Annotated in this window: 10 protein-coding genes; 9 read left to right on the forward strand and 1 reads right to left on the reverse strand. The window is 71.7% G+C overall.

Going from position 1 to position 10,545, the window contains the following annotated elements; genetic code table 11:
- Window positions 1-191: 191 nt before the first annotated feature.
- Together glgB and VFZ20_RS27440 are read left to right on the forward strand one after the other, a co-directional pair.
- Window positions 192-2,420 carry a 1,4-alpha-glucan branching protein GlgB gene (gene glgB / locus VFZ20_RS27435; RefSeq protein ID WP_329687152.1) on the forward strand — a complete coding sequence of 743 codons (2,229 nt, stop codon included), beginning with the start codon at window positions 192-194 and terminating at the stop codon, window positions 2,418-2,420.
- Window positions 2,421-2,469: 49 nt separating this feature from the next.
- Window positions 2,470-3,213 carry a helix-hairpin-helix domain-containing protein gene (locus tag VFZ20_RS27440; RefSeq protein ID WP_329687153.1) on the forward strand — a complete coding sequence of 248 codons (744 nt, stop codon included), beginning with the start codon at window positions 2,470-2,472 and terminating at the stop codon, window positions 3,211-3,213.
- A gap of 709 nt (window positions 3,214-3,922) precedes the next feature.
- On the opposite strand, the gene VFZ20_RS27445 is transcribed toward VFZ20_RS27440, so the two are convergent.
- Entirely contained in the window at window positions 3,923-4,243 is a 321-nt protein-coding gene (locus VFZ20_RS27445) for a hypothetical protein (RefSeq protein ID WP_329687154.1), read from the reverse strand.
- Window positions 4,244-4,824: 581 nt separating this feature from the next.
- Between VFZ20_RS27445 and VFZ20_RS27450 the strand changes: the two genes are divergently transcribed.
- The 7 genes from VFZ20_RS27450 to VFZ20_RS27480 all read left to right on the forward strand — a co-directional run.
- Window positions 4,825-6,096 carry a hypothetical protein gene (locus VFZ20_RS27450; protein WP_329687155.1) on the forward strand — a complete coding sequence of 424 codons (1,272 nt, stop codon included), beginning with the start codon at window positions 4,825-4,827 and terminating at the stop codon, window positions 6,094-6,096.
- A gap of 122 nt (window positions 6,097-6,218) precedes the next feature.
- A complete protein-coding gene (locus VFZ20_RS27455; RefSeq protein WP_329687156.1) occupies window positions 6,219-6,986 on the forward strand; it encodes a ferritin-like domain-containing protein in 768 nt (255 codons plus the stop codon).
- A gap of 15 nt (window positions 6,987-7,001) precedes the next feature.
- Complete coding sequence (locus VFZ20_RS27460; protein ID WP_329687157.1) at window positions 7,002-7,850, forward strand: ferritin-like domain-containing protein; 849 nt, start codon at window positions 7,002-7,004, stop codon at window positions 7,848-7,850.
- A gap of 345 nt (window positions 7,851-8,195) precedes the next feature.
- Entirely contained in the window at window positions 8,196-8,714 is a 519-nt protein-coding gene (locus tag VFZ20_RS27465) for a hypothetical protein (protein ID WP_329687158.1), read from the forward strand.
- A gap of 27 nt (window positions 8,715-8,741) precedes the next feature.
- Window positions 8,742-9,263, forward strand: a complete 522-nt coding sequence (locus VFZ20_RS27470) for a hypothetical protein (protein ID WP_329687159.1) — start codon at window positions 8,742-8,744, stop codon at window positions 9,261-9,263.
- A gap of 244 nt (window positions 9,264-9,507) precedes the next feature.
- A complete protein-coding gene (locus VFZ20_RS27475) occupies window positions 9,508-10,077 on the forward strand; it encodes a sigma-70 family RNA polymerase sigma factor (protein ID WP_329687160.1) in 570 nt (189 codons plus the stop codon).
- The coding region (locus tag VFZ20_RS27480; protein WP_329687161.1) for an anti-sigma factor family protein at window positions 10,074-10,545 on the forward strand (472 nt) is incomplete at its 3' end. The genes VFZ20_RS27475 and VFZ20_RS27480, both read left to right, overlap by 4 nt.

A 10,545-nucleotide genomic window follows, 5' to 3' on the forward strand; every position in this document is an offset into this window, starting at 1 on the left:
TCTCCCCCTCCCCCGCGAAGCGGGGGCAGGGGGTCGGGGGGAGGGGGCCCTCCGCGGGCGAGACACACTGCGCCACCGTGCACGAATCTCCCTCGATCCTCGCCCCTCGCGCCCCTGCCTCCCCCGCGGCACGGGATTGGCGGCAGGCCGCCGGGATGCGTTCCACCCGATCAAACCAATCCGGGCAGGCGATGGCTTCCGCGACACTCCTGATCGATCTGCAGCAGATTCTCCGGGCCGAGCACCCGGACCCGTTCCGCGTGCTGGGCATGCACACGGTCTCCATCGGCGGCGAGCTGCGGCTGGTGGTGCGCGCGCTGCTCCCCGGCGCCGAGCGCGTGTGGGTCGCCGACGCCGACGGCACCGACGTGGCGCCCATGGAGCAGGTGCACCCCGACGGCTTCTGGGAAGCGCTGCTTCCCCGCGGCACGGGCAGCTTTCCGTACCGCCTGCGCATCTGCTGGCACGGCCAGGACGAGCCCGTGCTCGTGGCGGACCCGTTCTCGTTCGGCCCCGCCATCAGCGACTTTGACCTGTACCTGATGGGCGAGGGCACCCACCTGCGCCTGTGGGAGGTGCTGGGCGCGCGCGTCACCGAGATCGACGGCGTGCAGGGCGTGCGCTTTGCCGTATGGGCGCCGGGCGCGCGGCGGGTGAGCGTGGTGGGCGACTTCAACCTGTGGGACGGGCGGCGCAACCCCATGCGCGGCCACCCCGCGCAGGGCGTGTGGGAGATCTTCATCCCCGGCCTGCCGGACGGCACCACGTACAAGTACGAGATCCTGGCCCGCGACGGCTCCACCCTTCTCAAGGCGGACCCGCTGGCCTTCATGGCGGAGCTGCGCCCCGCCACCAGCTCGCGCGTCTTCGACCTGTCCCGGTACGCGTGGAGCGACACGGAGTGGATGGAGACGCGCCGGGAACAGGACTTCTGCACGGTGCCCATGACCGTGTACGAGGTGCACCTGGGCTCGTGGAAGCGCGTTCCCGGCGACGGCGACCGCCCCATGACGTACCGCGAGGCCGCCGTGGAGCTGGCGGACTACGTGACGGAGATGGGATTCACGCACGTGGAGCTGCTCCCCGTGATGGAGCACCCCTACGACCCGTCGTGGGGATACCAGGTCACGGGCTACTACGCGCCCACGAGCCGCTTTGGCACGCCGGACGACTTTCGCTGGTTCGTGGACCACATGCACCAGCGGGGGATCGGGGTGATCCTGGACTGGGTGCCGGCCCACTTTCCCAAGGACGCCCACGCCCTGCGCCGCTTTGACGGCACGGCGCTGTACGAGCACGAGGACCCGCGCCAGGGCGAGCACCCCGACTGGGGCACGCACGTCTTCAACTTCGGGCGCAACGAGGTGCGCAACTTCCTCGTGAGCAACGCCCTGTACTGGCTGGAGGAGTACCACGTGGACGGCCTGCGCGTGGACGCCGTGGCCTCCATGCTCTACCTGGACTACTCGCGGCAGCCGGGGCAGTGGATCCCCAACCGGTACGGCGGCCGCGAGAACCTGGACGCCATCGAGTTCCTGCAGCAGCTCAACGCCGCCGTGCGCGACCGCTACCCCGGCGCGCTGATGATCGCCGAGGAGAGCACGGCGTGGCCCGGGGTGACGCAGCCGCCGCACCTGGGCGGGCTGGGGTTCCACCTCAAGTGGAACATGGGGTGGATGAACGACTTCCTGCGATTCATGCACGAGGAGCCCATCCACCGCAAGTACCACTTCAACCTGCTCACGTTCTCGCTGATGTACGCGTTCAGCGAGAAGTTCGTGCTGCCGTTCAGCCACGACGAGGTGGTGCACGGCAAGGGCTCGCTCATCAACAAGATGCCGGGCGATGCCTGGCAAAAGGCCGCCAACCTGCGGCTGGCCCTGGGCGCCATGTGGTCGCACCCGGGCAAGAAGCTGCTGTTCATGGGCATCGAGCTGGGCCAGTGGCAGGAGTGGAGCGAGAACCGCTCGCTGGACTGGCACCTGCTGGAGGACCCCCTGCACGCGGGGCTGCAGCGGTGGATGCGGGACCTGAACGGGCTGTACCGGTCGGACCCGGCCTTCTGGCAGACGGACTTCAGCCACGAGGGCTTCGAGTGGATCGACTTTCGCGACGTGGAGCAGAGCGTGCTCTCGTTCCTGCGGCGGTCCAAGGAGACGGGGGACGAGCTGCTGTTCGTCTGCAACTTTACCCCCATGCCGCGGCACGCGTACCACGTGGGCGTGCCGCACGCGGGCCGCTGGCGCGAGGTGCTCAACAGCGACGCGGAGACCTACGGCGGCAGCAACGTGGGCAACGGGGGCGTGGTGGAGACGGTGCCCCTGGCCGCGCACTCGCGTGACCAGTCGCTGCCGCTCACCCTGCCGCCCCTGGGCATCCTGGTGCTGCGGCGCGAGCGCGAGGACGGGGCGGGCGGATGATCCGCGCCGCCTGACGGCTTATTCCAAGATTCGAGATCGGCTGAACGAGATGGCAACGACACGAGGAAAGGGCTCCGGCACGGGCGCCGGCGCGGCCAAGACGGCCGCCAAGCGCACCCGCACCCGCGCGCCCGAGGACGACATCAGCGGCGTGGCGGCGCCCGAGGCGGCGGCCGCGCCGGGCACGGGCGTGGCGCAGTCGCCCCCCGCCGAGGCCCCGCGCCCCACCCGCCGCAAGGCACCCGGCAGCGGCGTCGCGGCGGACGCCGGTGCGTCGGCCCCGGCGGCCCCCGCCGCCAGGACGCCCGCGAAGTCGGCGGCGAAGAGTCCGGCGAAGTCAGCCTCCAAGACGTCCGCCAGGTCTGCCCCGGCGACGGCCGAGACGCCGAAGAAGCGCGGCGGCAAGCGCGAGACGTACGTCGAGACGGCCGCGCGCCGGCGCCAGGAGAAGGAGGTGGACCAGCTGGCGGTGGACCTGCGCGCGTTCGCCGTGGCGCGGCCCGGTGGGTGGAACCACGACGACTGGGTGTCGTTCCTGGAGCACCTGTCCACGCAGGGCCACGACATCTCCGACGCCGAGGGCATCGGCCGGCGGCTGGAGCAGGAGCGGCTGGGCGTGATCCTGAGCGGGGTGCAGGGGCTGGGACCCAAGCGCGTGCAGTCGCTGGTGGACCAGTTCGGCACGCTGTGGAGCCTGCGCCACGCCGGCGCGGACGACGTGGCCGCCGTCTCCGGCATGACGCGGCCCCTGGCCGAGCGCGTCGTGGAAGACCTGCGGACGCGCTTTCCCTGATCGGCCAAGGCGGCGACGGGTCTCGTCCGCGAAGCGTGAGGCCGGCTCCATGCACTGGAGCCGGCCTCGTGCGTTGGGCGCGATGGGGGTGGTCCTGGCGTGCGGCCAGCCTTCGCGCGGGCGCCCCCTCCGGGCTCGCGGAGCTCGCCCACCTCCCCCAAAACCCCTGGGGGAGGTTGAACTGCGAGGTGCACACGGTGCCGAGTTGATAATCCTCAGGCATGTGGCGGATGCGTCATCCTGAGGAGCCGCCGCGCAGGCCCTTGACCGGGCGCGATCCATGGCGGCGACGAAGGATCTTGCCCGCAATGCGACAAGTCGGCTCCGGGGCACGGAACTGATCTCACGCTTCGCATACAAGATCCTTCGGTCGCGCCAAAGTCCTGCGTGCGTTCATGGGATGCGCGGCGCTCCCTGAATAGGAAGTCAGGGCCAGGCTCGTGCGTGGAGGCGTGCCCCGTGCGAACGCCCCCTGCGGGCTCGCGGAGCTCGCCCACCTCCCCCAAAAAAACCTGGGGGAGGTTGAACTGCTGCTTTCATCCCGCAGGGTGCGGGCAGCGCCGAAGGACTCAGGATGACGCTCCCTGGGGCGCCACTAAAGGCAGGTTCGGCAACCCCCTCTCGAGATGACGCTCGGTTGGGCGATCCATCGGGTGATGACGAGAGCGCCGCGAGGAAGCCATCCTCGCGGCGCTCTTGCATGCGGCGGCTAGCGCCCCTCCGCGGGGGCCGCACGCAGCGTGCCGAGGAAGGCGCGGCGCAGCCCCTCGTCCGGGCGGGTGTCCACGGGGGGCTCGCCGGCCAGGTGCGCGGCCAGGCGCCGCGCCGTCTGCGCCTTGAGCCAGCGGGGAACGCGGCGCCGCCACTTGCGCAGGGTTTCCACCCGCACGCCCGCCAGCCGCGCCGCGGCGTCCGGGGGCAGCGCGGCCGTCGCCGCCAGGAACGCGGCCACCAGCGCCGCCGCCCCATTGTTGTCCACCGCCGCCGGCGCCGCGGCCGGGAGGGGAACCGTCCACTCCATCGCGCTCATCGTCCCCACCCCCCCCCCCCCCGCTCCCGCACCCCGCGATCCGGCCCCGGCATCCGTTGTCCCACGTACCGCATGGTCCCGCGCCTCCTGTCCAGCGTTCCCGCAACGGACGGCATCCGGACGGCCGGGCAGCGGCGAACGGGATCCCGATCGCCGAACAAACCCCTGGGCGCCATCCGTGACCTTTCGAACTTTGGGAAGACGTACGCGGGGATGCCGCGGGTCGGATTTCCGCCGGCGGACCCGGTCCGGGCGTGGACATTCCTCGTCCTTCCCTTGGACAAACCCGTAACAGATCGGCCGATCAGTCCAAACTGGTACAGTGGCAGGCTGGTCCCTGTCCTGCGTAGCCCGCCCCGGCCCTGGTGAACGGAGCGGACTCCGTGCGTTCGGGGCGCAGATCCGGTTGGGGCCAAGGCTGCGTAGGAGGCTGTCAGGGACCGCCGATGGCGAGGCGAGCGGCGGCTGGCGGATAGAGAGGTCGGGCATGGGCCGGCGCACACCGGGGCGCCGGTGCCGCCACCCATGGCCCGCGCACAGGCGGCGGGCCGTTCAATTCACCCGGTTCGGAAAGGGACCCGATGAGAGGGAAGCTCCCACGGCTGGTCCCCATCCTCGCGTTTGGCGCGCTGGTGGGGACGCAGGCCCAGGCACAGGAGATGGAGCGGCGCGCCAGCCGGTTCGATCTCGGCGTGTACGCAGGCGGCACGCTCACCAGCGAATGGTTCGAATCCCGTACCCTCACGCTCACGGGGAACGGCAACCCCACGGAGGAGGGCGACGGGGAGGGCTTCGCGCCCGGCTACGCCCCGGCGTTCGGCGCGATCGCCAACTTCTGGGTGACGCCGGCGTTCGGCTTTCGCCTGCACGGCGCGTACGTGCCCATGCGCCTGCCCAACATGGAGAGCGCCTTTACGGACGCCGGCGAGAGCAGCCGGTACGTGATGAACACGTACCTGTACGACTTCAACCTGGCCCTGCGTCCGTTCGCGGCCCGGGCCGACGCGGGCCGCTGGCTCTCGTCCGTCTACCTGTTCGCGGGCGGCGGCGGGCTCACGGTGGACGTGGCGGGCGAGGACCGGCCCATGTGCGAGGGCACGTTGGCGTTCTACGGCGCCTGCCTTTCGTACGAGCCGGAGCAGGCCACGGTGGGGCAGGGCACGGCGGGCGCGGGCATCGACCTGCTGCCCCTGGGCCGCGGCCTGGCCCTCTTTGGCGAGGCGGCCGTGCACGTGTACGACTCGCCCGTGCACGTGGACGACTTCTGGCTGGGGCCCATCCGCGCCCCCGTCGGCAGCCAGGTGCGCGTGGGCGACGACGCAACGGCGGTGACGGGACGGCTGGTGATCGGCCTCAAGGCCATGTTCGGCAACCTGCTGCCGCCGCCCCCCGTGGCGCCGCCGCCGCCCCCGCCGCCGCCGTTCGTGGCGCCGCCGCCTCCGCCCCCGCCGCCGCCCCCGGTGACGACGCGGAACCTGCAGGTGTGCGTGGTCCAGGGCGGGGCGCTGCAGAACGTGACGGCCGTCTACAACACGGCCACGGGCGACACCACGGTCAACGGACAGCCGTTCGCCACGGCGTACCCGGCCACGACGGGCTACGCGGCGGGGATGACGTGGTTCATCAACAACGAGCCCATCACGGTCATGGGCCGGCGCTACGTGAAGTACGGCCTGCCGCGGGTGCTGGGCGTGAACGAGGTCACGCGGATGGGCGACTACATGGGCGTGTCCGTCTTTGGCGAGGCCGGCGCCACCGGGGCCACGGAGGTCATCTACCTCCCCGTGCGGCCCGGGTGCGAGTTCCAGCCCTACCAGCTGGACGTGAAGGTGGGCGGCGTGCGCGGCGAGTGAGCCGGGCGGGCTGACGAAAAGGACAGCGGGCGCCGGACGAAGGGTCCGGCGCCCGGGGACGGGAAAGCGGTGCCGCGCACGCACCGCGGGGACAACCAAGAAACCATCACGGAGGACGGTACATGTCCACACAACACGAGCCGGGCGCCGACCTGCTGACGCGCCTGAACCAGCCCGCGCCCCGGCGCGACTTTCTCAAGTGGACCAGCGCGGGCGCGCTGGCGGCCGTGGGGCTGGGGGCCTGCACGGACGAGACGGACGTGCGCAGCATTACCGAGGTGGAGACCGACACGGTGGTGGTGAACCCGCCGCCGCCCACCTTTCCGGCGGTGACGCTCAACTTCTCCAACAACTTCGGCGTGCTGAACTACGCGTACGCCCTGGAGCAGCTGGAGGCGGCGTTCTACACGCAGGTGGTGGCCAACGCGGCGTTCACGACGGCGTTCGCGGCCAACGAGCAGCGCATTCTCACGGACCTGCGGGACCACGAGATCGCGCACCGCGAGTTCTTCAAGCGGGCCATCCCGGCGCTGGGCGGCACGCTCATCCCGGACCTCACGCCCAACTTCGGCGCCATCAACTTCGGCAACCGCGACAGCGTGCTGGTGACGGCGCGGGCCTTCGAGGACCTGGGCGTGGCGGCGTACAACGGCGCCGGTCCCCTGCTCACCAACGACGCCACGGGGGCCACGCTGCTCACCCTGGCGGGCAAGATCGTCTCCGTCGAGGCGCGCCACGCGGCCGCCATCCGCGACCTGCTGGCCCCGCGCACCAGCGCGTTTGCCCCGCAGGCGTTCGACGAGGCGTTCACGCCGCAGCAGGTGCTGGCCACGGCCGCGCCGTTCATCCGCAACGCGGTGACGGCCACCAACGTTCCCACGATCAGCTGAATGGAGCCGCCGAACATGAACAACGAGACGATCCTGGGCGGCCTTGACCCCGAGCTGCTGGAGCAGGTGGGGACGCGCCGCGAAGCCCTGCGGGGCGCCGGCCGCTGGGGGATGGGGCTTGCGCTGGCCTCGGTGCCGCTGGCCCTGGCCGGCATGGCAAAGAGCGCCTTCGCGCAGACGGGCCTTCCGCAGGCCATCGTGGACGTGCTGAACTTTGCCCTCACGCTGGAGGAGCTCGAGGCGGAGTTCTACGTGATGGGCATGAACGCCTCGGGGCTCATCCCCGCGGCCGACCGGCAGATCTTTGGCACCATCCGCGACCACGAGCTGGCGCACGTGCAGTTCCTGCGCAACGCGCTGGGCAGCCAGGCCGTGGCCAAGCCCACGTTCGACTTCACGGCGGGCGGCATGTTCACGCCGTTCAGCAACTACGCCCAGTTCCAGGCCCTGTCGCAGGCGTTCGAGGACACGGGCGTGCGGGCCTACAAGGGCCAGGCGGCCAACCTGCTGCCGGCCAAGGCCGTGCTGCGCGCGGCGCTCACCATCCACTCGGTGGAGGCGCGCCACGCCAGCGAGGTGCGCCGCCTGCGCGGCAACTTCACGGACCAGGAGCCGGACCAGGGGTGGATCACCCTAGCCCTGCGCGGCACGGGCATGCCCGCCGCCACGCAGCCCATCTACGACGGCGAGGACAACGTCACGCAGGCGGGGCTCAACATCACCACGTTCCCCGGCGTGGGTGGCAACCTGAGCGCCAACGCGGCGTCGGAGTCGTTCGACGAACCGCTCACGCGCCAGCAGGTGCTGGAGATCGTCGATCCCTTCATCGTGGGCGACGTGGACGGCGACGGCACGGAAGCCTGATTTCGTCTCCCGGCGGTCGTTCCCGCGCCCACCCGCGGGGACGGCCCCGGTTCCGTGGGGTGCTGCGTCCTAGAATCCCGACCTTTATCCCCCGCTGTTCGAGTCCGGCGGGGCCCGGGTGACGGCCGCAGTGCCCCGTCGTCGTTCCCTCCCGCTTTCGCCCGCCTTCCTGCCCCGTTCGGGGAACTACATTTCTCACGCAGAGCCGCGGAGGACGCGGAGAGCCGCATCCCCTGCCCCGGCATCCTTTCGTGCGCGGAGCGTGGTGTTTTCCGCGTTCGCGCGTTACTTCTATGGCTGCGCGGAACGGCCGATCTCCCGCGTCACCCCGGGCGGAGGGAGTGGATGCGGGCCAGGCGGATCATCCCCATCGCGATCACCGCGTCGCTGATGGCGTGCGGAACCGGCACGCGGCCCGAGCGCGCGCCCGCACCGGCCGCGATGGACGCATCGACTCAGCCGGATTCGTCCGTCGCATCCGCATCGCGCTTCCGCATGATCAGCGTGTGCGTGGTCCAGGGCGGAGCGCTGGTGACCGTGACGGCGCGCTTCCATTCGGTCACGGGTGACACCACTTCGCCGGGCGTCAGCGGCTGGTCGGTAATCCCCCGCTACGTCGTTGATGAGCCCTGGTTCATGGAGGACGAGCCGATCACGGTCCAGGGACGGCGGTTCGTCAAGTACGGACCGCCGCGCGTGTGGCAGGTAGGCGACGTCGTGCGCGTGGGTGATCATCGCGAATGGCCCGTGTTCGCGGAGCGCGGCGGCGAGAAGGACCCCGCGGTCGTGTACGTGCCCCTGCGCAGCATCTGCGAGTTCCAGCCGTACGTGCTGGCCGAGCACGCCGGCGGCGTGCGCGGCTGAGCCTTTCCTTCGACCCGATCGCGTCCCGTGAACCTGCCCTCCCGAATCCTCCTGCTGGCCGTCTCGTGCGCCGCGTGCGGCACGGGGACGGCCCCGGCGAGCGCACCGCCCGCGCCGTCGCCGGACACCGCCTCCACGCAGCCACGGCTCGTCATCTCCGAGCCCGCCGAGCGGGTGATCCGCGTGTGCGTCGCAGACCGGCAAGGGATGCGCGAGGTGCCGGTGCAGTACAACCTGGTGACGGGCGACACGCTGATCGACGGGCGGCCGTTCTCCGAAGTGCATCCAACCGATTCGGGCTACGCCGCCGCGGCGGACTGGTTCGTCCGGAACGAGGTGCTGATCCTCGACGGCCGGCGGTACGTCAAGTACGGGCTTCCGCGCGCGCTCGGCCCCGGCGACGTCACGCCCGTGGGCGAGTACCGAGGCGTGCCGGTGTACGCCCAGCGCGGCGCCGAGCAGGACGGCTCCGTGCGCCTCCTGCTGGTGCGGCCGGAGTGCATCTTTCAGCCGTACGAAGGTCCGCACTACGGCGCCGTCCGCGGCTGACGCCGATGTCGGGTGCGGCGCGGATCCGCGCGGGGTGGCGGCCTTCCGTGGTGACGGGGACGTTCCGCCCTGCGTCAGCTACGTGGACGGCGCGGACCAACGCCGTGGCCCCAGCCTTGCGCGGTGTACCGGGTTTGTCGCAAGTTGCGGCGTACGAATCCTTTTCCGCCCGCACACCCGTATTCCCTTGCAGCAGACGCAAACGGCAACGCATGCGTCCGGCGCACGGCCGTCCCGCCCGTCGGTGACGGACGACGCGGAGCTGCTGCGCCGAATGGCCGGCGGTGACGAGTCCGCCCTTGGCGCGCTGTACGACCGCTGGGCGCCGCTGGTGCACTCGGTGGTGCTGCGCGTCGTGGGCGACCCGGACGACGCCGAAGAGCTGGTGGAGGAGACGTTCTGGCAGGCGTGGCGCCAGGCCGGCCGCTACGACGCGTCGCGCGGGGCCATCAGCGGCTGGCTGGTGGTGATGGCCCGCAGCCGCGCGCTGGACCGGGTGCGGCTGCGCGGCTGGCAGCGCGCGGGCGCCAGCACGTCCATGGACGGCGCGTCGGTCCCGGAGCCCATCATCGACGTGGCCGGCCCCCTGGATGCGGCCGAGCTGGACGAGACGCGCCGGATCGTGCGGGCGGCCATGGAAAAGCTGCCGCCGGAACAGCGCGAGACGGTGGAGATGGCCTACTTTCGCGGCATGAGCCAGTCGGAGATCGCCGCGGCCACCGGCCAGCCCCTGGGCACGGTAAAGACCCGTGCCCGGCTGGCCCTGCAAAAGCTACGGGAGGCGCTGTCGGTGCTGCGCGAGGAACCCGCATGACTCCGGAAACCATGCACGACGAGATGCGGGCCGCCTTGGCGGCCGAAGCGCTCGGTGCGCTGGACGGGGAGGAGCGCACGCTCCTTCACGCCCACCTGGCCGCCTGTGAGGCGTGCCGGGCGGAGCTCGCGGAGCTGCGTGCCTCGGTGGGCACGCTGGCCTACGGCGCGCCGCCCGCGGCCCTGGAGCCCGCCCGCTCGGACCGCATCCGCGCCCGCCTGCTGGCCCGGGCCGCCGCGGACCGTGGCGCCGCTCGCGGCGACGACGGCATTGACCGCACGGTCATCGCGCCGCCCCCACCCGCCCTCGCGCCCCCGTCCCGCATTACGCTGACGGACGACGAGACGCAGGTGATCCCCATCACGGCGGCGCCGTCGCGGCGTCCGTCGCGCGCGCCGTGGCTGGCGGCCGCGGCGTCGCTCGTGCTCCTGCTGCTGACGGGGGCGTACGCGCTGTCGTTGCGGGGCC

Origin of the sequence: Longimicrobium sp., from assembly GCF_036280135.1 — a bacterium.
In the GTDB taxonomy this organism is placed as follows: domain Bacteria; phylum Gemmatimonadota; class Gemmatimonadetes; order Longimicrobiales; family Longimicrobiaceae; genus Longimicrobium.